The sequence below is a fragment of the Pseudomonas sp. Y24-6 genome (genome assembly GCF_020295325.1).
GTDB lineage: Bacteria > Pseudomonadota > Gammaproteobacteria > Pseudomonadales > Pseudomonadaceae > Aquipseudomonas > Aquipseudomonas gregormendelii.
On sequence record NZ_JACBXG010000008.1, the window covers coordinates 238,995 to 262,496 of the forward strand.

The following is a 23,502-nucleotide window of genomic DNA, read 5'->3' on the forward strand; positions in this document are numbered from 1 at the left end:
CCCACAGGGTGCCCCCCCTGTAGGCGCTGCGGAAGGCTGCGATCTTTTGCTTTCAAGGCCGCCGCTGCCGCATCAAATGCTTGAACCCCTCAAACATCAACACCACCACTGCCAGCCAGATGGGTATGTAGGTCAGCCATTCCCCCTCCTTGATGCTTTCCCCCAGCAGCAACGCCACCCCCAGCAACAGCACCGGCTCAACATAACTGAGCAGCCCGAACAAGCTGAACGGCAACAACCGGCTGGCGATGATGTAGACCACCAGCGCCGACGCGCTGATAACCCCAAGCAGCGGAATCAGCAGCGACAACCACGGGTACTGATCAAACACCGCAAAGCCCTGATCGCCACTCTGCACAAACCAGAATGCCACCGGCAGGGTCAACGCCATGTCCAGCCACAGGCCGCCCAGGTTGTCTGATTTCAAGCGCTTGCGCAGGACAAAAAATGTCGGATAACCAACGCACACGAGCAGGGTCGCCCAGGAAAAACCACCCACCTGGTACAGCTCGTTGATGACCCCGAGGCAGGCGAACACCACCGCGACTTTTTGCAGATAGGACAGGCGTTCGCCAAAGGCGATTCTTCCAGTGAGCACCATGGTCAGCGGCAACAGGAAGTACCCCAGCGAAACATCAAGGCTGTAGCCGTTGAGCGGCGCCCACATGAACAGCCACAGCTGCACGCCGAGCAGGGCAGAGGAGGCGACCAGGCCGGCAATAAGTTTCGGCTTGGCGATAAGTCGTCGCACCAGCTCGACCACCCGCTTCCACTCCCCGGACACCACCATGTACACAGTCATGCACGGTACGGTCAGCAGCATCCGCCAGCCAAAAATCTCCACGCCGCTCAAGGGGGTGAGCAGCGAGGTGTAGTAATACATGACGGCAAACAGCACCGAGGCCGTGACCGATAGAGCGATACCTTTAGACAACGTGTCCTCGCGGCAGTGAAGGTATAACGGGGTATGAAGGATACGTGGTTTTCAGGATTTCTGTTGCCTGCCCCGATCGTCGATTTCACCACGGTACTGGCGCGTGGCGCGATTTGAGATAGGGTTGACTCAGGAACTCGCGCGATTGGAGAAATACATGCGCTATTCAGGCTTGACCCAACGCATCGCCGGGGAAGGCGCCGCGGCCTGGCAGATTCATAATCGCGCGCTGCAAATGCGCGAAGAGGGCGTCGACGTACTGCTGCTGTCGGTTGGCGACCCGGATTTCGATACACCCCGGCCCATCGTCCAGGCCGCTATTGATAGCTTGCTGGCGGGCGACACCCACTACTCTCAGGTGCGGGGCAGTCGGGGTTTGCGAGACAGCATTGCCCAGCGTCATCGGCGTCGAAGTGGGCAGGTGGTGGACGCCGACCATGTGATCGTGATGCCCGGCGCGCAATGCGCGGTGTACTCGGTTGCGCAATGCCTGCTTGATCCAGGCGACGAAGTGATCGTCGCCGAGCCGATGTACGTGACGTATGAAGGGGTGTTCGGCGCGTGCGGGGCCAAGGTGATGCCGGTGGCGGTGCGTCCGGAGAACGGCTTTCGGGTTGATCCTGCCGACGTGGCAGCCCGTATCACCCCCAGGACCCGGGCGCTGTTACTCAACAGCCCGAACAACCCCTCCGGCGCCAGTTTGTCGCTGATGATCTGGCAGGAGCTGGCGTTGCTGTGTGTGCGACACGACCTTTGGTTGATCAGCGACGAGGTCTACGGTGATCTGCTGTACGAGGGTGAACATATCAGCCCGGCCAGTCTGCCGGGCATGGCCGAGCGTACAGCGACCATCGGCAGCCTGTCCAAGTCCCACGCCATGACCGGCTGGCGAGTGGGTTGGGTGATCGGCCCCAAACGCTTGAACGATCATCTGGAGCATCTCTCGTTGAGCATGCTGTTTGGCATTCCGGAGTTCGTGCAAAAGGCGGCGCAACGGGCGCTGGATGAAGACCTTCCGGAGGTGGCACTGATGCGCGATGAATATCGTCAGCGCCGCGACCTGGTGTGTACGAGCCTGAACCAATGCCCGGGTATCCGGGCCATTCAGCCCGATGGCGGAATGTTCGTGATGGTCGACGTGCGCCAGACCGGGCTGTCCGCCCAGCATTTCGCCGAGCGGCTGCTGGAGGGGTATGGCGTATCGGTGCTGGCGGGCGAGGCGTTCGGGCCGAGCGCGGCGGGGCATATCCGCATCGGGTTGGTGGTGGACCAGCGCAAACTGGCGGATGCCTGTCGAAGGATTGCGCTGTGTGCAATGGACCTTCTGGAAGCGCGTCGAGCCTAATAAAGGATCGCTGCCTCCAGCAGCTCGGATGTACGTTACCGTAGGAGCTGCCGCAGGCTGCGATCGTTTGATCTTAATCTTTCCAGACCGAAGGATTCACCAGATTGGCCGGCCGCTCACCCGCCAGGGCGGCCAACAGATTATCCACCGCACAACGAGCCATCGCCTCCCGTGTCTCATGGGTCGCCGAGCCCATGTGCGGCGTTGCCACCACGTTATCCATCTGCAACAACGGCGAGTCGAGGTTCAGCGGCTCACGCTCGAACACATCCAGCCCCGCCGCGCGAATCCGCCCCGAACTCAATGCCTCGATCAACGCCGCTTCATCCACGACCTTGCCTCGGGAGATGTTGATGAAGATGCTTTGCGGGCGCATCTGGGCAAATTCCTCGGCGCCGATCAGTCGCTCGGTTTCAGCCGTCAGCGGCAGCGTCAGGCAGATGAAGTCCGCCTCTTGCAACAGCTCGCCCAGGCTGCGGTATTGCGCATTGAAACGCTGCTCTACCGCCGGTTTCGGCGAGTGGCTGTGGTAGATCACCGGCATGCCGAAACCGCAATGCCCACGCTGGGCCAGTGCCTCGCCGATGCGGCCCATACCGATGATGCCCAGGGTTTTGCCGTGCACGTCGCTGCCAAAATGCGCGGGGCCGAGGTTACGACTCCACTGGCCTGCTCGAACCATGTTCGCCAGTTCGACTACACGTCTGGCGGTCGCCAGAATCAACGCAAAACCGGTATCGGCGGTGGTTTCGGTAAGCACGTCTGGCGTGTTGCTCAGCAGGATGCGTCGCTGGGTCAGGTAGTCGATGTCGTAGTTGTCGACGCCCACCGAGACGCTGGCGATGGCTTCAAGGTCGGGCGCCAGATCCAGCAACTCGGCATCCAGCTTCAGGCTGGCACCGAGCAAACCGTGGGCTCGGGGCAGGGCATCGCGCAATCGGGCGAGGCCATCGGCGTCGAGACTTTCGATCAGCGTCACTTCGGCCTGTTCGTGCAAACGAGCCATCAGCGGCGCCGAGAGTTTCTTGTATAGAACAACCTGCTTTTTCATTGTCGTCATCCAGTCAGGAATGTGCGGCGGTGCGGGTTAATGCGACCGTGGGCCGCTCCCGGTCACTGGCGCCGGGCTTGAGGAAAATAGTCAGCACCACCGAGAGCATCAGCGCGCCGCTCATCAACAAGTAAGACGCGCCGGGCGAACCCGTGGAACTGTTCAGATAGCCGACCAGGTAGGAACCGCCGAACGAACCAAGGGCGCCCATGCTGTTGATCAGCGCCATGGCGCCGCCCGCCACGTTAGCCGGGAGGATTTCCGGGATGATCGCGAAGAATGGTCCGTAAGGCGCGTACATGCAGGCACCCGCAATCACCAGCAGGGTGTAGGACCACCAGAAATGTTCGGCGCCCAGGGCGTAGGAGCCATAGAAAGCGAACGAGGCGATCAGCAGTGGTGGCCAGACGAAGCGTTTACGTTTTTGCAGTTTGTCCGACGCCCAGGACACCAGCAACATGCCGATGACGGCGGCCAGGTAGGGCAGCGCCGACAGCCAACCCGCTTCAACCATGTCCATTTGTGCACCGGCCTTGAGTATCGACGGCAGCCACAATACGAAGCCATAGACGCCGATGCTCCAGCAGAAGAACTGCAACGCGAGGATGATCACCCTTGGCGAGCGAAAGGCTTCGGCATAGTTTTTCACCGCCTTGATGCCGACCTGTTCGGCCGCCAAGGCGCTTTCCAGGTCATGTTTTTCCTGGTCACTGAGCCATTTGGCCTGGGCCGGACGATCGTCGGCCAGGCGCCACCAGATGAACGCCCACAGCACCGCAGGCAAGCCTTCGATGATGAACATCCAGCGCCAGCTGTAGTGCTGTACCAGATAGCCTGAGACCACCGACATCCACAGCATGGTCACCGGGTTGCCGAGGATCAGGAAGGTGTTGGCCCGCGAGCGTTCGGCGCGGGTGAACCAGTGGCACAGGTAGATCAGCATCGCCGGCATCACCGCGGCCTCGACTACGCCGAGCATGAAGCGGATGACGATCAACCAATAGGCATTGGAGACGATTCCGGTCAGGGTTGCCAGGCTGCCCCAGAGGATCAGGCTGACGAAAATCAGTTTCTTCACGCTGTGTTTCTGCGCATAGATCGCCCCCGGTACCTGGAAGAAAAAGTAGCCGAGGAAGAACAGGGCGCCGAGCAGGGAGGACAGGCCCGGGGTAATCATCAAGTCGGCGGCCATGCCGGAGGCGGCGGCGAAGCCGTAGTTGGCGCGATCCAGGTACGCCAGGCTGTAGGTGATGAACACGATGGGCATGATGTACCACCAGCGGCGGGTGGCGAGGGTTGCGGTTTTCATGGTGGTGCTCCTGAGCTTGTTGTTTTTGTCGCAGCAGGTAACGAATTCGGAATCTTCAGTGAATGGTCAGGCCTTATCGCGAGCAGGCTCGCTCCCACAGGGCATTTGGGTTGGAACCCTATCCAGTGCTGGAGCCAGCCCGCTCGCGACGGCGGCCTCTAACTCAGCGCTCATCTCGGCCCGGGTAGGCAACCCCTCCATATCCCCCCGACTCTGCACCGCCCGGCTGCCAACCCAGTTGGCCCGCTTCACGGCCTCGGCAAAGCGGTGGTTTTCCAGCAAGGCGCTGATCATGCCCACGGCAAAGCCATCACCGGCACCCACCGTGTCGACCACTGCCTGCACCGGCACGCCGGCGACAAAACCCTGATCCTGATGAGTCCGGTAATAGGCACCGTGCGGGCCCAGCTTGATCGCCACAGCCTCTACGCCCTGGTCGAGGTAAAAAGCAGCGATATCGGCAGGGTCTTCGAAGCCGGTGAGCAACCGGCCTTCGCTCAAGCCCGGCAGCACCCAATGGGCGAGGGCAGCCAGGCGGTTGGTTTCGGTGACCATCTGTTGCGTGCTGGCCCACAGGCTCGGCCGCAGATTGGGGTCGAACGATACGCTGCGTCCTGCATCGCGCATGCGTGTCATCAATTCCAGCGACAGTTGCCGTGCGCTTGCTGACAGGGCCGCAGGAATACCGGTGGCGTGCAGGTGCCGGGCGTTCAGCAATTGGGGGACAATTGACTGCGGGGACAGGTGACTGGCGGCCGAACCACGGCGGAAATACTCCACTACCGGATCGCTGCCGTCCTCGGTGCGGGACTTGAGCTGGAATCCGGTCGGGTGCGCGACATCAATGTCGACATGACGGCAGTCCAGTCCTTCCTTTTCAAGCGTGTCAATCACGAACCTGCCAAGTGAATCGCCACCGACCCTGCTCAGCCAGGCCACTTTGAATCCAAGCCGCGACAGGCCGATGGCGACGTTGCTGTCAGCACCGGCGATGCGCTTGTGGAACCGGGTGATGCTGGCCAGGTCGCCGGGTTCTTCGGCGACAAACATCGCCATGGTCTCGCCAAACGACAGGATATCGATCTCAGACATGAGCGCTCTCCAGTCGCGATTGACCCAGGCGGGCGAGGGCGGCGACGTGTTCGCCGGTGAGTTGCGCGAGGTCGTCGCCCTGGAGTGGATACTCCACCGCCCGCATGACGCCCTGGGGCATGTGGCGAAGCAGTTGTTCCCATTGCTGCAGATCCGCCGGGGCGGGCGGGGTGGCAATCAGTTTGCCATCGGGCCGGCGCGTCACGGCCTTGCAGTGCACGTAGCCGACGTGACGACCGAGCATTCGAGCGGCGCTTGCAGCGCACTGGTCCTGCCAGTGCCAGTTGCCGATATCGAAGGTCATTCTGATGGGCAGTTGGTGTTGCTCCACTTCGCCGAAAAAGCGTTGAAAGGGTTCGATGCGGCCTCCGTGCAGGGTCTGGTCGTTTTCTACCAGCAGTTGCACGCCGCAGTGGCCCAGGGTACGGGCCAGACCTTGCAGGTCATTATTATCGGTAAAATAGCCCAGCGAGACTTTCAGCCATTTGGCGCCGAAGGCCTGGGCGCTGTGAAGGGCTGCAGTCAACGCGGGATTAGGGTTTGAATGGCCCGCCAGCCATAGCTCGATGGGTGAGGAGTAGATGCTTTCCAGGCCATGGTTGGAGGTGGCTTGGGCCAGTTGCGTGGCGTGTTCGTGGGTCAGTAATTCCTCACGCCATTCGATGTGGGAAGCACCGGCGGCGGCGAGGATTTCGATGAAACTGCCTTGGCCGCGCTGGCGTACCAGTTCGGCGCCGTAGCTGGAAAGGCTGATGGAGACGGGGGATTTTTTCATTGTTATATACCTCTGAAACCGGTTTCATTTTTAGTCAAAAATATCGTTTCTGGCTGGTGTGCAGATCCCCTGTGGGAGTAAGCCTGCTCGCGATGAAGCCTGCTCCATCACCGAGAACTCCCGAGCGTCGAGCCCCGCACGATCAGCTGCGCCGGAAAATCCAGCGTTCGAACCGGCCCAGCCTGCCCCCGCAGTCGCTTGAGCAGGCACTCGAATGCACTTGCTCCAATTTGCGCGGTCGGCTGGGCGAGGGCGGTAATGCCACTGCCCACCAGCGGGTACCAATCCAGGTCGTCCAGGGCAATCAAGCCCACATTCGCAAACAGATCGCACTGCAGTTCCCGCAGTGCGTGGGTGCTGGCCAGTGCCGCAATGCCGTTGGCGCAGAAGAGCGCTTTCGGGCCGGGGCCAGGAGCGTCCAGGAAAGCCTTGAGATGAGCCGTGAGTTGGCTGCCGGTTTCGATAATCGTGCCTCGCAGTGAAGGCCGCTGGGCGATCTGCGATTTGAAACTGCTGACGCGCTCGATACGCGAACTGGTGCCGTCATATGGCTCGGTCACCAACAGTACATCGCGATAGCCCTGAGCTTCGAGGTGCTCGATGGCCATCTCGACCGCCTGCGAGTTATCCAGCCCGACCATGTCGCTTTCCAGGTGCTCGACCTTGCGATCCACCAGCACCAGGGGCATTTCCCGATGCAGTTCGTGCAATTCGTCGCGGTGATGGCCCAGGGTGTTCACGATCAAGCCTTCGATGTTGTACGAACGTAACAGGGCCAGGTGTTGACGCTCCTGTTCGTCATCGCGATCGGTATTGCACACCACCAGGCTGTAGCCGTGCTGACGGCAGGCGGTTTCCACCCCGTGCATCACGGCAATCGAATAAGGGTTGCGGATGTCGGCCACCAGCATGCCAATGAGGCGCGTGCGTCCGCGCTTCAAGCCACGGGCCATCTGGTTTGGGCGGTAGCCCAACTCGGCAATCGACTGCTCGATGCGCAACGCAATGGCATCGGAGAGCAGGGCGCGGTCTTCGCCAATGAATCGCGACACACTGGCCTTGGAAACCCTGGCGTGTTCAGCGACATCAAGCATGGTCACGCGGCTGCGCTGGGCGGCGGAAAAGTCGTTCACGGGTTGAGAACCTTGTTATTGGATTTATAAGGTTGGCGCTTGGCGCTGAAACCGGTTTCAGGAAACACCAGGATTATGCCCCGCGTCAAGCCCCTGGCAGAATGTTCGTCGCCTTTTACCCGAACAATCCCGCCGCGATATTGATCGAAAAGCCCAATATCGCGGTATTAAATACAAATCCGACCAACGACTGCGCCAGCACGATCTTGCGCATATCACGAGTGGCGACACCCACATCGGCGGTCTGCACCGCCACGCCGATGGTGAACGAGAAGTACAGGAAATCCCAATAGTTGGGCGTGGTCAGGCCCTCGGCGAATCGCAGTGCCGGGTCCTTGCCGCGCCAGGTGTAGAACAGGCGCGCGTAATGCACGCTGAATATCACGCCGATCAGCAGCCATGACCCAATCACGGTCAGCGCTGTGAAGCCGTAGTGCAGCAGTCTGGTGGTGGTTTCCAGTTGCTTGCTGCCCGCCAGTTCGAAGGCGATGGTGGCCAGGCTGGCGATGGCGGCGATGCACACCACGAGCAGCACCAGGCCGGCGTTTTCATCTTCGACTTCAGCGATGCGCTTTACGTCAGGCGCTTTGGCGCGGGCGGTGAGCCAGAGCATCAGTACCAGGTAAGTCCAGACCCCGGCATTCCAGCCAAAGAGGATTTTGCTGATGATCGAATCGGCGGGAGCCAGGATGCCCACCGCGATGCCGAGGGTGGCGGCGGCGGACAGGCGCGGGTGGGTGCGGGCTAGGAAGGGCATAGCGGCTCACTGTAGCAGGACGTCAGTGCACCATAGCGCGGTCCTGTTGCAGGAGCGAGCTTGCTCGCGATGGTCGTTAACGATGACGCTGGGAGCCTGACACCCAGCAGCGTTCTTGCGTTCATCGCGAGCAAGCTCGCTCCTACAACGGGGGGCGGCTACAGGTCCTTATGGCGCTTGCGCACAAGCTTCATCACCACCACAAAAAACACCGGCACGAACAACACCGCCAGGGTCGCGGTGATCATGCCGCCGATGACTCCGGTGCCGATCGCTTGCTGGCTGGCCGAGCTGGCGCCGGTGGCGATGGCCAACGGCACGACGCCGAGGATGAACGCCAGGGACGTCATCACGATCGGCCGCAATCGCAGGCGTGCGGCTTGCAGTGTCGCGTCGATCAGGTCGTGACCTTCGTCATACAGGCTCTTGGCGAACTCGATGATCAGGATCGCGTTCTTCGCCGACAGGCCGATGATGGTGATCAACCCGACCTTGAAAAACACGTCGTTAGGCATTCCGCGCAAGGTCACGGCCAGTACCGCGCCCAGCACGCCGAGCGGTACGACCAGGAGCACTGAAGTCGGGATCGACCAGCTCTCGTACAAGGCCGCCAGGCACAGGAACACGATCAGCAAGGACAATCCTAAAAGGATCGGCGCCTGGCTTCCGGACAGCCGTTCCTGCAGCGACAAACCGGTCCATTCCTGGCCCAGACCCGCAGGTCCCAGCGCAACCAGGCGCTCGATCTCGGCCATGGCTTCGCCGGTGCTGTGCCCCGGCTTCGGTTCACCGGAAATGCTGATCGCCGGGTAGCCGTTGTAACGGGTCAGTTGCGCCGGGCCCTGGGTCCATTTGGCCTCGACGAAGGCCGACAGCGGCACCATTTTCCCGGCGTTGTTGCGCACGTGCATTTGCAACAGGTCCGCCACCTGGCTGCGCTGATCGCCTTCGGCCTGGACCACCACCCGTTGCATGCGCCCCTGATTGGGGAAGTCGTTGACGTAGCTGGAGCCGACGGCGGTGGACAGTACATTGCCGATTTCGGCGAACGACACGCCCAAGGCGTTGGCCTGCTTGCGGTCGACGATCAATTGTACCTGCGGTGCCTCGGCCAGGGCGCTTTCGCGCACGTTCATCAGGATTGGGCTTTTGTCTGCTGCCTCCAGCAACTCGGTGCGTGCCTGCATCAGCGTGGCATGACCGAGGCCGCCACGATCCTGCAGGCGGAACTCGAAACCACTGGAAGTGCCCAGGCCGTCCACCGGTGGCGGCAGCACCGAGAACGCCACGGCGTCCTTGATCTGGCTCAGGGCGATGTTGGCCCGGTCGGCAATCGAGCTCGCCGAATCGTCGCTGCCGCGTTCGGACCAGTCTTTCAACGTGGTGAATGCCAGCGCCGCGTTCTGCCCGCTGCCGGAAAAACTGAAGCCGAGGATCACCGTACTGTCGCCCACTCCCGGCTCCTTGGCGTTATGCGCTTCGATCTGCTCGACCACTGCGACTGTACGGTTCTTGCTCGCACCCGGCGGCAGTTGTACGTCGGTGATGGTGTAGCCCTGGTCCTCCACCGGGAGGAACGAGGAGGGCAGGCGTACGAAGCAAATACCCAGGGCGATCAGCAGCACGCCGTAGATCAGCAGATAGCGCCCCGTACGTTTGAGCGCGTAAGCGACCCAGGCTTGATAACGTTCGGTCAGTTGCTCGAAACGTCGATTGAACCAGCCGAAGAAACCGCGCTTTTCATGATGTTCACCCTTGGCGATCGGTTTGAGCAAGGTCGCGCACAGGGCCGGGGTCAAGGTCAGGGCGAGGAACGCCGAGAACAGGATCGAGGTGGCCATCGACAGGGAGAACTGCCGGTAGATCACCCCGACCGAGCCCTGCATGAACGCCATGGGAATGAACACGGCCACCAGCACCAGGGTGATGCCGATGATCGCCCCGGTGATCTGCTGCATCGCCTTGCGCGTCGCTTCCTTGGGCGACAGGCCCTCGGTGACCATGATGCGCTCGACGTTCTCCACCACTACGATGGCGTCATCGACCAGGATGCCGATGGCCAGCACCATGCCGAACATGGTGAGCACGTTGATCGAGAAGCCCAAAGCCAACATGGTGGCGAAGGTGCCCATCAGCGCGACCGGCACTACCAGGGTCGGGATGAGCGTGTAGCGAATGTTCTGCAGGAACAGGAACATCACCGCAAACACCAGCACCATGGCTTCGACCAGGGTGTAGACGACCTTAGTGATCGAGACCTTGACGAAGGGCGAGGTGTCGTAAGGGATCTTGTATTCGACGCCTGCCGGGAAATACCGCGCCAGCTCGTCCATCTTGGCCCGCACCAGGGTCGCGGTTTTCAGGGCGTTGGCGCTCGGCGCCAGCTGCACGCTGACGGCGGTCGACGGCTTGCCGTTCAGGCGGGTGCCGAACTGGTATTCCTGGCTGCCGATTTCCACCCGGGCGACATCGCCGATGCGCACGGTGGAACCGTCGGGATTGGCCTTGAGCACGATGTCGGCGAATTCTTCCGGGGTCGAGAGCTGGCCTTTGACCAGAATGGTTGCAGTGATTTCCTGGGTGCTGCGGGTCGGCAAGTCGCCGATGCTGCCGGCCGAGACCTGGGCATTCTGTGCAACGATGGCAGCGTTGACGTCAGCTGGGGTCAGGTTGAAACCGATCAGCTTCTGCGGGTCGATCCAGATACGCATGGCCCGCTCGGCACCGTATAACTGCGCCTTGCCGACGCCGTCCAGGCGCTTGATTTCGTTCATCACGTTGCGCGCCAGGTAATCGCTGAGCGCAGTCTCGTCGAGCTTGCCGTCGCTGGAGGTCAGGGTGATCAACAGCAAAAAGCCGGAGGACACTTTTTCCACCTGCAAACCCTGCTGGTTCACCGCCTGGGGCAGTCGAGATTCGACTACTTTCAAGCGGTTCTGCACGTCGACCTGGGCCAGCTCCGGGTTGGTGCCGGGCTGGAAAGTGGCCTTGATCGTCGCGCTGCCCAGGCTGCTCTGGGACTCGAAATACAGCAGATTGTCGGCGCCGTTGAGCTCTTCCTCGATCAGGCTGACCACGCTCTCGTCGATGGTCTGCGCCGATGCACCGGGGTACACGGCATAGATTTCCACCTGCGGCGGCGCGACGTCGGGGTACTGCGCCACCGGCAACTGCGGGATGGCCAGGGCGCCCGCCAGTAGAATGAACAGGGCGACTACCCAGGCGAAAATCGGGCGATCGATAAAGAACTGCGGCATAAAAAAGCGTCCTGCTTACTGGCCAGAAACCTGGGCAAGTGGAAGAGGGGTGTCGTCGATCTGGACTTTCTCACCGGTACGGGCGTGCTGCAGGCCTTCGATGACGATGCGGTCGCCCGGCTTCAGGCCACCGGTGACGATCCAGCGATCGTTCTGCACGGCCCCCAGTTCAACCGGCTGCTGGCCGACGCGCTGTTCGCCATCGAGCAACAACACCTGGGCCACGCCGGCGCTGTCGCGCTGGATGGCCCGCTGCGGCACGCTGATGCCCTGCTGGTCGATGGCCTGTTCCAGGCGCACCCGCACGAAACTGCCGGGCAACAAATCGAGATCCGGGTTGGGGAATTCGCTGCGCAGGGTGATCTGGCCGGTGCCCGGGTCCACCGTGATATCGGTGAACAGAAGCTTGCCCGGTAGCGGGTAGAGGCTGCCGTCGTCCTGGATCAGCGTAGCCTTGGCCTGGCCCTGACCTACCTGTTGCAATTGGCCGGAGCGAAACGCGCGGCGCAGGTCGTTGAGCTCGCGGGTCGATTGAGTCAGGTCGGCATGGATCGGGTTGAGCTGCTGGATCAATGCCAGGGGCGTGGTTTCGTTCTGCCCCACCAGGGCGCCTTCCGTGACCAGGGCGCGGCCGATGCGACCGGAAATCGGTGCAGTGACTGTGGCGTAGCCGAGGTTGAGGCGGGCGCGCTCGACCGCGGCCTTGTTGCCGGCGACGTCGGCGGCAGTTTGCCGCACGGCGGCCCGGGCGTTGTCGTAATCCTGGCCGCTGATGGCGTTGCCTTCCACCAGCTGGGCGTAGCGCTGCTCCTGCAAGCGCGCCTGGAACGCGTTGGCCTCGGCCTTGCGCAGCGCAGCCTCGGCGCTATCGAGGTCAGCCTTGAACGGCGCCGGGTCGATACGAAACAGTACGTCCCCCTGCTTGACGTCGCTGCCTTCGCGAAAGGTCCGTTGTAACACCACGCCAGGGACCCTGGCGCGGACCTCGGCCATGCGCGGCGCGGCAATCCGCCCGCTCAGTTCGCTGGTAATCGACAGTGGCCGCGCCTCGATGGTTTCGATGCGCACGGTAGCCAGTGGCGCGGTCTCCTCGGCGATCGACGACTTGTCACAGGCGCTCAGCGTCAGCGCAAGTGCAATCAGACTGAGCCTGGCGAGCAGTTTCTTCGACATGTATTACCCCAATAGTGACCCCCCGGCATCCTACGGGGAGGGGGCGAGAGTAGCGGTGAAGCTTTGTACGTGCAGTGTGAAATTGTGTAAGGGTTTTACTCAGGAGTGGATGATGGCGTATATCCTGCAACCCTTGATTCCTATTGCGTCTGTCATGCCGCCTCCGCGAGCAAGTCCGCTCCCGCAGTGGATCTGTGGTGTACACAGGATTTGTGTCCAACGAGAATCCCTGTGGGAGCAAGGCTTGCCCGCGATCGCCATCTCACAGTCGCCACCGCACTTTCTGGAAACACCCATGCCTAACATCCTCCTGGTCGAAGACGACACCGCGCTCGCCGAACTGATTGCCAGCTACCTGGAACGCAATGGCTACTCCGTCAGCGTGATCAGCCGTGGTGATCATGTGCGCGAGCGCGCGCGGCTCAATCCGCCGGATCTGGTGATCCTTGACCTGATGCTGCCGGGGCTCGATGGCTTGCAGGTCTGCCGCCTGCTGCGCGCCGACTCGGCGACCTTGCCGATCCTGATGCTCACCGCCCGGGACGACAGCCACGACCAGGTCCTGGGCCTGGAAATGGGCGCCGACGACTATGTCACCAAGCCTTGTGAGCCCCGAGTACTGCTGGCCCGGGTGCGCACGCTGTTGCGCCGCAGCAGCCTGGGCGAGCCGCAGACCGCCAACGACCGGATCCTCATGGGCAACCTGTGCATCGATCTGTCCGAGCGCACCGTGACCTGGCGTGGGCAGCTCGTGGAGCTGTCCAGCGGCGAGTACAACCTGCTGGTGGTACTGGCCCGGCACGCGGGCGAAGTGTTGAGCCGCGACCAGATCCTGCAACGTCTGCGTGGCATCGAGTTCAACGGCACCGACCGTTCGGTGGACGTGGCGATTTCCAAGCTGCGGCGCAAGTTCGACGATACCGCCGCCGAGGCGCGCAAGATCAAGACGGTGTGGGGCAAGGGTTACCTGTTCAGCCGCTCCGAGTGGGAATGCTGAAGCCATGTTCAGAATCCTGTTCCGCCTGTACCTGGTCACGATCGTCTCCTACAGCGCGGCGATTTACCTGGTACCGGACCTGGTGATCAAGCTGTTTCACGAGCGCTTTGTCAGCTACAACCTCGACTATTCCCGCGGCCTTCAAAGCCTGATCGTCAAGCAGTTTCATGGCGTGCCGCAGGAGCAGTGGCCTGGCCTGGCCGAGCAGATGGACAAGGAGTTCGCGCCGCTGCACATCGTGCTGTCACCCATCGACGACGCTGATTTCTCTCCGGCTGAGAGCCAGCGCCTGCAGCGCGGCGAGAAAGTGGTGCGCATCGGTGACTGGGGCTGGCGCACCCTGGCGGTGGCGCCTCTGAACGAGCAAACCGTGGTCAAGATGGTGGTGCCGCCGGATCCGCTGGACGTCAACCTGTTGTACTGGAGCATTAACCTGCTGATTGGCGCGACCATGCTCGCCTGCCTGTTACTGTGGCTGCGCGCGCACTGGCGTGATCTGGAGCGCCTCAAGGGTACCGCCGAACGTTTCGGCAAAGGGCAACTGAGTGAGCGCACGAATATTTCGCCGCGCTCCAATATCGGCAGCCTGGCGAACGTGTTTGACACCATGGCCAGTGACATCGAAAGCCTGCTCAACCAGCAGCGAGACCTGCTCAATGCCGTCTCTCACGAACTGCGCACGCCCCTCACACGCCTGGATTTCGGCCTGGCGCTGGCACTCTCCGATGACTTGCCAGCGGCCACTCGCGAGCGCTTGCAAGGCTTGGTGGCACACATTCGCGAACTGGATGAACTGGTGCTGGAGTTGCTGTCCTACAGCCGCCTGCAAAATCCTGCGCGTCTGCCTGAGCAAGTCGAGGTCTCGCTGGATGAGTTCATCGACAGCGTGCTGGGCAGTGTCGACGAAGAGCTGGAGTCGCCGGACATCGTCATCGACGTGTGGCTGCATGGCCAGCTTGAGCGCTTCAGCCTCGACCCACGCCTCACCGCGCGGGCGCTGCAGAACCTATTGCGCAATGCCATGCGCTACTGCGAGAAACGTATCCAGGTCAGCGTGCAGGTGCTGGCGCACGGCTGCGAAATCTGGGTGGATGACGACGGGATCGGAATCCCTGACGACGAACGTGAGCGAATTTTCGAACCCTTCTACCGCCTTGATCGCAGCCGCGATCGCGCCACCGGAGGCTTCGGGCTGGGCCTGGCCATCAGCCGTCGAGCCCTGGAGGCCCAAAGCGGCACACTTACGGTGGAGGCTTCGCCCCTGGGCGGCGCCCGGTTCAGGTTGTGGTTGCCGAATGCGGCATGAGATGGACAAACGGTCCCGCCAGCGCCCAGGGCCTGGTGCGGATTCAGCCTGAGGCGTCGCTGTCGTTTCAGGTTTTCGATGAGGCGTTGATCGCCTCGGCCAGATCCTGATAAGCCTCGCAGCGGGTGTCGCCGCAGATGGACTTGATCTGCTGCAACTGCTCCTGTGCCAGGTCCAATCGGCCCTTGATCACATAGGCTTCGCCGAGGTATTCGCGCACCTGTGCATACTGCGGATCAAGTTTGACCGACTGCAGGTAATAGCCGATGCCTTCGTCGGTGCGCCCCAGTTTGCGCGTGGCGTACCCGCGATAGTTCAGGGCCTTGGCGGTGTGGGGTTGTTTCAGCGTGTCGAGCAGCGCCAGGGCTTCTTCGTAGCGACCATCCTTGGCCAGGCGATAGGCGTAAGTGGTGCGGTCGGCGTCAGGCAGCAGGCTGCTGTCTTGCATCAGGCATTTTTGCTGCTTGCTGTCCCAGACCTGGCCTTTGGGACAATTGGGCTTGGCCGGCTCCTCTTCTTCGTCGGCGTTGGCGAAGGCAAGGGAGCTGGATAGCGCAGCGGCCAGCAGCAGGGGGGAGCACCAGGCAAGACGAGTATTCATGAGCCAATCCTCAGGGGTGATACTTATAGAACATCGCCGCGCCGGCAAATGTTCATTTCTTTGCAGCGCTCCCTGTAAGCAAAGCTCAAATGATGGTGTCCTGCCTGACTGCTGATCAGGTCAGCAGGCGGATCGGTGCTCCCGTTGACCAGGCCTGGATGTCTTCAATCATCTGCGAAAAGAACAGCTGATAGTTCTGCCGGCTCACGTAGCCCACATGCGGTGTTGCCAACACAGTGTCGAGTGTTCGGAACGGGTGATGGGCTGGCAAGGGTTCCTGTTCGAACACATCGAGTGCCGCGCCGCCCAATTGCTGTTTTTGCAACGCCTTGATCAGCGCCGCCTCGTCCACGATCGGTCCGCGTGCGGTGTTGACCAGCAGCGCGTGGGGCTTCATCCACCCTAGCGCCTCGGCGTCCACCAGCCCACGGCTGCGCTCGCTGAGTACCAGATGCACCGATAGTACGTCGGCCTGCTCGAACAACTGCTGCTTGCTGACATGAGTCACGCCGACGGCCGCCGCGCGTTCGGGGGTCAGGTTTTCGCTCCAGGCGATCACCCGCATGCCGAAGGCCTGGCCGAAACCGGCGACTTTCTGGCCGATGCTGCCCAGGCCAAGAATGCCCAAGGTCTTGCCGTGCAGATCGCCCCCCAGGCCTTGCTGCCAGTGGCCGGCCCGCAGGGCGTTGGCTTCGGCGAGCAGATTGCGCGTGGCAGCCATGATCAACGCCCAGGTCAACTCCGGGGCGGCGTGCTTGTAACTGTCGCTGCCGCAGACCTGAATTCCCAGGGCTGCCGCGGCCTTGAGGTCCAGGGCCGCATTGCGCATTCCCCCGGTCACCAGCAGCTTGAGGTTAGGCAGGCGGCGCAGCAGGTCTTCATCGAAGCGCGTGCGCTCACGCATCACGCAGATCACCTGGAAGGCCTGCAAGCGCTGGGCGAGGGTGGCGTTATCGGCCGGGAAGTCGTGAAGGAAACTCACCTGGCCAATGGCGTCCAGTGCTGTCCAGTCCACCACGTTGCGCGCCACGTCCTGCCAGTCATCGAGCACCGCAATCTGCACAGCCATTGGCCTTACCTCATCAAGGAACGGAGTTGGTCTTGCTCAACCAGGCGAGCAAGGCCTGGTGAAATTGTTCCGGTTCTTCCATTTGCGGTGCATGGCCCATGCCGGGGAACTCCACCAGGGTCGACTGTGGAATCAGTTTGGCCACTTGTTTACCCAGCACTTCGTAATGGCCGATTTTCGCCTTGACCTGCGGCGGTGCGATGTCCTTGCCGATGGCCGTGGTATCGGACGTGCCTATCAGCAACAGCGTGGGCACCTTCAGGTCCTTGAATTCGTAGTACACCGGCTGGGTGAAGATCATGTCGTAGATCAGCGCCGAATTCCACGCCACCTGGGTCTTGCCCGGCCCTTTGGCCAGGCCTGCATACATGTCGACCCAACGGTCGTATTCAGGCTTCCAGCGCCCGTCATAGTAGGTGCTGCGCTCGTAGTCGCGGATGCCTTGTGCGGTTACTTTCAGCTCACGCTCATACCATTGGTCCACGGTGCGATAGGGCACGCCGAGGGCTTTCCAGTCTTCAAGGCCTATGGGGTTTACCATGGCCAGTTGGTCGACTTGTTCGGGGTATTGCAGCGCGTAGCGGGTGGCGAGCATGCCGCCGGTGGAATGCCCCAGCAGGGTGGCCTTCTGGATGCCCAGGGCCTTGAGCAGTTGCTGGGTATTGGTCGCCAGTTGCTGGAAGCTGTACTGGTAATGTGCTGGCTTGCTTGAGGTGCAGAAGCCGATCTGGTCCGGTGCGATGACCCGGTACCCGGCTTTGCTCAGCGCCTTGATCGAGGTGTCCCAGGTCGCGCCGCAGAAATTCTTGCCATGCATCAGCACCACGCTTCGGCCGTTGGCCTTGCCTTCGGCAGCGACGTCCATGTAACCCATTTGCAGTGATTCACCTTGGGACTCAAAGGCAAAATGCTTCACCGTGTAGGGGTACTCGAAGCCCTGCAATTGCGGGCCATATTCCGGACCTTCGGCGTAGGCAAGAGCAGGCAGCGCAGCGCTCAACATCAGGCCGGGCAGCCAGCGGGAAAAGGCGAGGGGCATGGGTGAACTCCTTGGTAATCGACCAATCCTGGGATGGCCTCATTAGGGCAACATTAAACAGGCAATACGCGGGGCTGATCGTTCAACCGGCCCAGCCCAGGGTCGCTGCGGCCAGTACACCGTAACGCGCGCCCTTGGCGAAAGTGACAATCAGCAGGAATCGCCCCAATGGCTCACGCATGACGCCAGCCACCAGGGTCAGCGGGTCGCCAATAATCGGCAGCCAACTGAGCAGCAGCGACCAATGGCCATAACGCTGGTAGTGGACCCGGGCTTTTTCCAGGTGTCGGGGGCTCACCGGAAACCAGCGACGATCACGAAAGCGCTCGATACCGCGCCCCAGCCACCAGTTCACCAGTGATCCCAGGACGTTGCCAAGTGTCGCCACCGCCAGCAGTGCCCAGAGCCAGTACTTGCCACTGAGCAGCAAACCCACCAGCAGGGCTTCCGATTGCAACGGCAGCAAGGTGGCGGCGCCGAACGCGGCGAGGAAAAGCCCCAGGTAGGCCCCAACAATCACTTGGCCGGATAGTCCGCCACCACCACGTCAGCGCCAGCCTTGTTCAGGCCGATCACCTGATAAGCGTCGCTCATGCCGTCCATTTCCATTCCGGGCGAACCCATGGGCATGCCGGGGGCGGCCACGCCCAGCAAATCGTCGCGCTTGCTCAAGGCCAGCACCTGATCGGCCGGCACGTGACCCTCGACAAATTTGCCATTGATCAGGCCGGTGTGGCAGGACGCCAGTCGAGGCGGCACGCCGTGTTTCTGTTTGAACGCGCTCATGTCGGCTTCAACGTGGTCCTCGACCTTGAAACCATTGGCTTCCAGGTGGCTGATCCACTTTTTGCAGCAGCCGCAGTTGGCGTCACGATGGACCTCGATCGGGATGAGGTCGGCGGCCTGGGCCAGGGAAGAAATGAACAAGGCGCTCAAGGCAGCCAGTCGCAGGTGGGTTCGCATGGGGAGTCTCGTCTCGAATTGCGGCCGGAAACGTGCATTTTGACCTTTTTCGACGGCCAGGCCTTCAAGGAGTGTTTCCAAGTACTACAAAAATGCGCAGGAAGGATCAAGGCGGATCCATCCTGAGGCAAAGCTTGGGGTGCAACTGCACCGCAAACCATCGGTGCCGGCTGGAATCGAGTCCTGTAACATGATGAGCCGCCTGCGCCCCGACAGGCAGGCGGCTATATTTTCACGTTCAGGAATGACCCATGACCCAGTCACAACGTTTGAAGTATTCGATTTTGATCTCGCTGGTAGTGCTGGCGATCATGTTTGGCTTGTCTTATCTGCAGAACACCGGCGTCATCGGCGAAAAAACCTTCCAGTACATCGCCATTGGCGTGGCGGTGCTGGTGGTCGTGATCAACGGCGTCATGCGCCGCAAGGTCAAGCCCTGAACGACGCACACTGGATGATTATTCGCCGTGCAATGCGGCGAATGCCTGGGGATTGAGGCTGTAGCTCTTGTCCGGGTTGAGGCTGATCACCCCTTCGCTGCACAAGCGTTTCAACACTTCGCGCACGCTGAGAAAGGACAGGGGGATATCCAGGTCCAGCAGTTGGCTGTGCACCCCGCGCACGCCCAGCGAACGCTCCTGTTCGGCGGCGCTCAACAGGGCGTCGATGACTTTGAGGCGGATCAGGCTGGTGCGCAGGCCGAAGCTCTTGAGCAGGACCCTGATGCGTTCGTTGCCATGGCGATCGGTACGTTGATCGAAAACGCCGGCACCAATGGATGTTCCCATTGGCGCAATGCTACCGTCCGTTGGCAGTTGCGAGTTGTACATGCAAAAACTCCTTTTCCGAGCTTTGTCCGGTAAATGATGGGTGCTCTCATTTAATAAGACGGATGAGAGGGGCAAATCATGAAGGCTCAAATGTAGAAATTTTGTCGACGCCATGTCGGCAAGGTGTGAGCGGCCTTGCAGACCGGGTTGCAGGCGCTAAATTTTTGCCCGGGATTTTCGTTCTTGGGGGAAGGCCAGTCGCGTACGTACAGCCAATGACTGGCATTTTCGATCAGGAGCGAGCGTGATTATTTCCAGGCAGTTGACCCGATTGAGCCTTGCGGGTGTATTGGCAGCGGTGAACGTTGCGGCAAGCGCGCAGCCGACCGAGGCCTTTGCAGATATCCGGCGTACCAGTTTTGGCGTACCGCACATCCGCGCCGACAACGAGCGCGGCCTGGGCTACGGGATCGGTTACGCCTATGCGCAAGATAATCTGTGCTTGCTGGCGAACGAGATTGTCACGGTCAATGGCGAGCGCTCGCGCTACTTCGGTCCGACCCAGTTGACCGTGGAAGAGCGGGAGAACCAGGTCAGCGACGTGTTTTTCACCTGGCTCAACACGCCCCAGGCGGTTGCCGCATTCTGGCAGGCGCAAACGCCCCTCGTGCGCGACCTGATGGAAGGTTATGTGGCGGGTTTCAATCGCTCCCTGAAAGAAACCCGGGCCAAGGGCCTGCCCCCGCAGTGCCAGGGCGAATGGGTGCGCGACATCACCGCGCAGGATCTGGTCAAGCTGACCCGGCGCTTGCTGGTCGAGGGAGGGGTCGGTCAGTTTGCCGAAGCACTGGCGGGTGCCTCGCCGCCCCAGGCAGGCGCTGCACAGGCCGGTCCGCCGGCTTCGTTCCAGGTGGCGTCCACGCGCCTGCAGCGCTTTGCCCTGGATCGCGGCAGTAACGCCGTGGCAGTGGGTAGCGAGCGTTCCTTCAACGGGCGCGGGATGTTGCTGGCCAACCCGCACTTTCCCTGGGTCGGCGGCATGCGCTTCTACCAGATGCACCTGACCATTCCCGGCCAGCTGGACGTGATGGGCGCCGCGTTGCCCGGGCTGCCGATGATCAACATCGGTTTCAACCAGCACCTGGCCTGGACCCACACGGTGGATTCGTCCAAACACTTTACCTTGTACCGCCTGCAGCTCGATCCCAAGGACCCGACCCGCTATTTGCTGGATGGCAAGTCGCTGCCGATGACCCGGCAGACCGTGATGGTAAAGGCAAAAACTGCGGACGGTCAGGTGCAGTCGATGGCACGCGAAGTCTACAGCTCGCGATTCGGCCCCGTGGTGCAATGGCCCGGCAAGCTGGACTGGGATTCGCAGTTCGCCTACAGCCTGCGCGATGCCAATCTGGAAAACGATCGGGTGCTACAGCAGTGGTACTCGATGAACCGCGCAACCAGCCTTGGCCAGTTGCAAGCGTCGGTGCACAAGATCCAGGGTATCCCCTGGGTCAACACCCTGGCCGCCGATGATCAGGGCCAGACGCTCTACATGAACCTTTCGGTCGTGCCCAACGTGAATGCCGCGAAACTGGCGGCGTGCAGCGACCCGCGCGCCGGCCTGCAGATGATCGTGCTCGATGGTTCTCGCAGCGAATGCGCGTGGGACGTCGATCCCCAGGCTGTGCAACCCGGTATTTATGCCGCTGCCGACTTACCGCAACTGCTGCGCAAGGACTTCGTGCAGCACTCCAACGACTCGGCGTGGATGGTCAACCCTGCGCAACCGCTGACTGGATTCTCCCCGTTGATCAGCCAGCAGGAGCAGCCGCTGGGGCTGCGTTCGCGCTTCGCGCTGCAGCGCCTGCAGGCCTTGGCAAAGGGGCGTATTGGCGCCGCCGACCTGCAACGCATGGTGCTGGATGATGAGGTCTACCTCGCTGGCCTGGTGATGCCGGATATGCTGCAGCTATGCGCTTCAGGCCAAGGGGCTGATGCGCAGCAACTCGCTGCGGTATGCAATAGCCTCAAAGCCTGGGACCGCAGGGCGAATCTGGACAGCGGTATCGGATTTGTGCACTTCCAGAACCTCATGCAGGCGCTGCAGGAGTCGCCTGATGCATGGCGTGTGGGTTTCGATCCACAAGACCCGCAGCACACGCCGCGCGGGCTGCGGGTGGATGAGCCGCAGGTTGCCGAAACGATTCGTGGAGCAATGTTGGCGTCGTTGGAGAAGGCGGCCAAAATGGGCTTGAACGAGCACAGTCGCTGGGGCGACATCCAGGTGGCCAGCAGTGGCGGGCAGCAAACGCCGATCCATGGCGGGCCAGGCACCTTGGGTGTGTACAACGCGATACAGAGCGTGCCCAGGAGTGACGGCCGGCTCGAGGTGGTCAGCGGCACCAGTTACCTGCAGGTGGTGACCTTCGATGAAAAGGGGCCACACGCCCAGGGACTGCTGGCGTTTTCGCTGTCGAGCGATCCCCAGTCAAAGCATTCGCGGGATCAGACCGAGGCGTTTTCCCGGAAGAAGCTCAGCGTCTTGCCGTTTACCCAACAGCAGATCGAGGCAGATCCGCAGTACCGGGTCGAGCGGATCAGCGAGGGGGATGGCCGCTAGGCGCGACCCTGCGAGAGCAAGTCTTTGCACATGAGCCTGTGATAACAACTTTGTGGGCGAGTATCAGATTTTTGGGGCCTGTTGCGGCATGGCGTTGAGCACCGGGTTACCGTCCTTGTTGCGGGTCACGTACACCGGCAGCACCTTGGGCAGCGAGGCCACCAAAGAATTGAGCTCCTTGATGTTGTAGATTCCGCCGATCCGCAGCGCACCGGTGTTGTGGTCGGCGACCGCCAGGGGTTTGCTTAGATAGCGGTTGATCAGGGGCAGGGCGTTGCTCAGCGTCAGGTCATCGAGTACCAGCTTGCCGCTGCGCCAGGCCAGCGAATTGTCGTTGTCGTAGGTCTGGCTGATGCGCGCAGTGTAGTCTCCGCGACCATAGCTGGCCTGCATGGCAGGACCCAGGCGCAGGCCATCACCTGGAAGGTCATCGTTACTGCTGACCAGCACCGAACCCTCGATCAGGTTGACCCGTACCTGATCCTCATACATCCAGACATTGAATTGAGTCCCGGTGACCCGAATCCGGCCGTCAGCGGCCTTCACGATGAACGGGTGGCTCGTGTCGTGGCTGACTTTGAAAAAGGCTTCACCCTTGTTCAAGGTAACGCGGCGCTGATCCTTGTAGTTGGTAAACGTCAGGTTACTGCCCAGGTTCAGCTCGACTTCGCTGCCATCACTGAGGGTCACATGGCGCACCGTATCGCCCGCTTCAATGTGCTCGTAGGCATTGGGCAGCCAACCCAGGTTCCAGCCGCTGTAGGCGGCCAGCGGTAGCGCCAGCCCACAGACCGCGGCTGCAATACCGAAGGTTCGCCAAGGGGAGGCAGGCTTGAAGGGGAGGACGGCCGCACCTTCGGTGGCCGGACGCGGCAGGTCGCCAGCGACTTCCCAGATCTCCAGCATCGCTTCGTACTCAAATGCGTGCAGCGGATGAGCATCCAGCCACTGCTCAAACGCCAGGCGCTCTTGCGCGGTGCAGTCGATGGCATGCAGACGCATGCACCAATGCGCAGCGGCATCGGTAATGGCGTCATATTCGGCTTGCGGAAGGGGGGTGTCGGTCATTGACTCATCCTGATTTCCTGCATTCTAACCTTTGCAGGAAGTCGGCGAGAACACCGTCATGGCAATTACCCATCAAACAGCAATGTTTTTCATTTAAACCTGCCGTTCAAAGGGCCGCCTGGTAAATAGTTATCGCCAAATTTCCCGCCGGGTCGGTTACATTGATCCGGTTGAACGCCGCCCGGTCGAAAGATTGACAGGCCGTGCAGCTCACTTTGTTTAATCGGTTTGTTTGTCATTACA

At 61.4% G+C, this 23,502-nt stretch carries 21 protein-coding genes; 5 read left to right on the top strand and 16 right to left on the bottom strand.

Features of this window, described 5'->3' with window-relative positions:
- Positions 1-52: 52 nt before the first annotated feature.
- Positions 53-934: an EamA family transporter RarD gene (gene rarD, locus HYI44_RS17360; protein ID WP_045058321.1), complete on the bottom strand. Its 882-nt coding sequence runs from the start codon at positions 932-934 to the stop codon at positions 53-55.
- A gap of 157 nt (positions 935-1,091) precedes the next feature.
- Here rarD and HYI44_RS17365 point away from each other — a divergent pair, with 157 nt between their 5' ends.
- Positions 1,092-2,279 carry a pyridoxal phosphate-dependent aminotransferase gene (locus HYI44_RS17365; RefSeq protein ID WP_225570045.1) on the top strand — a complete coding sequence of 396 codons (1,188 nt, stop codon included), beginning with the start codon at positions 1,092-1,094 and terminating at the stop codon, positions 2,277-2,279.
- A gap of 73 nt (positions 2,280-2,352) precedes the next feature.
- Here HYI44_RS17365 and HYI44_RS17370 read toward each other — a convergent pair whose 3' ends face one another.
- The 8 genes from HYI44_RS17370 to HYI44_RS17405 all read right to left on the bottom strand — a co-directional run bounded on the left by HYI44_RS17370 (position 2,353) and on the right by HYI44_RS17405 (position 12,826).
- Entirely contained in the window at positions 2,353-3,330 is a 978-nt protein-coding gene (locus HYI44_RS17370) for a 2-hydroxyacid dehydrogenase (protein ID WP_122840597.1), read from the bottom strand.
- Between the two features lie 13 nt (positions 3,331-3,343).
- A complete protein-coding gene (locus HYI44_RS17375; RefSeq protein ID WP_122840596.1) occupies positions 3,344-4,639 on the bottom strand; it encodes an MFS transporter in 1,296 nt (431 codons plus the stop codon).
- Between the two features lie 66 nt (positions 4,640-4,705).
- Positions 4,706-5,731 carry a sugar kinase gene (locus HYI44_RS17380; RefSeq protein ID WP_225570046.1) on the bottom strand — a complete coding sequence of 342 codons (1,026 nt, stop codon included), beginning with the start codon at positions 5,729-5,731 and terminating at the stop codon, positions 4,706-4,708.
- A complete protein-coding gene (locus tag HYI44_RS17385; protein ID WP_225570047.1) occupies positions 5,724-6,506 on the bottom strand; it encodes a sugar phosphate isomerase/epimerase family protein in 783 nt (260 codons plus the stop codon). Before HYI44_RS17385 ends, HYI44_RS17380 begins: the two co-directional genes overlap by 8 nt.
- A gap of 107 nt (positions 6,507-6,613) precedes the next feature.
- Positions 6,614-7,639 (bottom strand): LacI family DNA-binding transcriptional regulator, encoded by a 1,026-nt coding sequence (locus HYI44_RS17390; protein ID WP_122840593.1) that lies wholly within the window; start codon positions 7,637-7,639, stop codon positions 6,614-6,616.
- Positions 7,640-7,754: 115 nt separating this feature from the next.
- Positions 7,755-8,396 carry a DUF1345 domain-containing protein gene (locus tag HYI44_RS17395; RefSeq protein WP_122840592.1) on the bottom strand — a complete coding sequence of 214 codons (642 nt, stop codon included), beginning with the start codon at positions 8,394-8,396 and terminating at the stop codon, positions 7,755-7,757.
- Between the two features lie 158 nt (positions 8,397-8,554).
- Positions 8,555-11,653 carry an efflux RND transporter permease subunit gene (locus tag HYI44_RS17400; protein ID WP_225570048.1) on the bottom strand — a complete coding sequence of 1,033 codons (3,099 nt, stop codon included), beginning with the start codon at positions 11,651-11,653 and terminating at the stop codon, positions 8,555-8,557.
- Positions 11,654-11,668: 15 nt separating this feature from the next.
- Positions 11,669-12,826 carry an efflux RND transporter periplasmic adaptor subunit gene (locus tag HYI44_RS17405; RefSeq protein ID WP_122840590.1) on the bottom strand — a complete coding sequence of 386 codons (1,158 nt, stop codon included), beginning with the start codon at positions 12,824-12,826 and terminating at the stop codon, positions 11,669-11,671.
- A gap of 295 nt (positions 12,827-13,121) precedes the next feature.
- Between HYI44_RS17405 and HYI44_RS17410 the strand changes: the two genes are divergently transcribed.
- Positions 13,122-13,823 carry a response regulator transcription factor gene (locus HYI44_RS17410; RefSeq protein ID WP_045058331.1) on the top strand — a complete coding sequence of 234 codons (702 nt, stop codon included), beginning with the start codon at positions 13,122-13,124 and terminating at the stop codon, positions 13,821-13,823.
- 4 nt (positions 13,824-13,827) lie between these two features.
- Positions 13,828-15,129, top strand: coding sequence for an ATP-binding protein (locus HYI44_RS17415; RefSeq protein WP_122840589.1), 1,302 nt, complete (start codon positions 13,828-13,830; stop codon positions 15,127-15,129).
- 67 nt (positions 15,130-15,196) lie between these two features.
- Here the strand turns inward: HYI44_RS17415 and HYI44_RS17420 are convergent, their stop codons facing one another.
- From HYI44_RS17420 to HYI44_RS17440, 5 genes are all read right to left on the bottom strand, one after another.
- Entirely contained in the window at positions 15,197-15,730 is a 534-nt protein-coding gene (locus HYI44_RS17420; RefSeq protein WP_225570049.1) for a tetratricopeptide repeat protein, read from the bottom strand.
- A 115-nt stretch (positions 15,731-15,845) separates the two neighbouring features.
- Complete coding sequence (locus HYI44_RS17425; protein WP_225570050.1) at positions 15,846-16,799, bottom strand: D-2-hydroxyacid dehydrogenase family protein; 954 nt, start codon at positions 16,797-16,799, stop codon at positions 15,846-15,848.
- Between the two features lie 13 nt (positions 16,800-16,812).
- Positions 16,813-17,838 (bottom strand): alpha/beta fold hydrolase, encoded by a 1,026-nt coding sequence (locus HYI44_RS17430; protein WP_122840586.1) that lies wholly within the window; start codon positions 17,836-17,838, stop codon positions 16,813-16,815.
- Between the two features lie 82 nt (positions 17,839-17,920).
- Positions 17,921-18,355, bottom strand: a complete 435-nt coding sequence (locus HYI44_RS17435) for a YqaA family protein (protein WP_122840692.1) — start codon at positions 18,353-18,355, stop codon at positions 17,921-17,923.
- Positions 18,355-18,801, bottom strand: coding sequence for a DUF411 domain-containing protein (locus HYI44_RS17440; protein ID WP_045058336.1), 447 nt, complete (start codon positions 18,799-18,801; stop codon positions 18,355-18,357). Before HYI44_RS17440 ends, HYI44_RS17435 begins: the two co-directional genes overlap by 1 nt.
- A gap of 251 nt (positions 18,802-19,052) precedes the next feature.
- On the opposite strand from HYI44_RS17440, the gene HYI44_RS17445 reads away from it, so the two are divergent.
- A complete protein-coding gene (locus HYI44_RS17445) occupies positions 19,053-19,241 on the top strand; it encodes a hypothetical protein (RefSeq protein ID WP_045058337.1) in 189 nt (62 codons plus the stop codon).
- 18 nt (positions 19,242-19,259) lie between these two features.
- On the opposite strand, the gene HYI44_RS17450 is transcribed toward HYI44_RS17445, so the two are convergent.
- Positions 19,260-19,631, bottom strand: coding sequence for a fe2+ zn2+ uptake regulation protein (locus HYI44_RS17450; protein WP_122840585.1), 372 nt, complete (start codon positions 19,629-19,631; stop codon positions 19,260-19,262).
- Between the two features lie 244 nt (positions 19,632-19,875).
- Between HYI44_RS17450 and HYI44_RS17455 the strand changes: the two genes are divergently transcribed.
- Positions 19,876-22,191: an acylase gene (locus tag HYI44_RS17455; protein WP_225570051.1), complete on the top strand. Its 2,316-nt coding sequence runs from the start codon at positions 19,876-19,878 to the stop codon at positions 22,189-22,191.
- A 63-nt stretch (positions 22,192-22,254) separates the two neighbouring features.
- Here the strand turns inward: HYI44_RS17455 and HYI44_RS17460 are convergent, their stop codons facing one another.
- Positions 22,255-23,259, bottom strand: a complete 1,005-nt coding sequence (locus HYI44_RS17460) for a FecR family protein (RefSeq protein WP_122840583.1) — start codon at positions 23,257-23,259, stop codon at positions 22,255-22,257.
- Positions 23,260-23,502 lie beyond the last annotated feature (243 nt).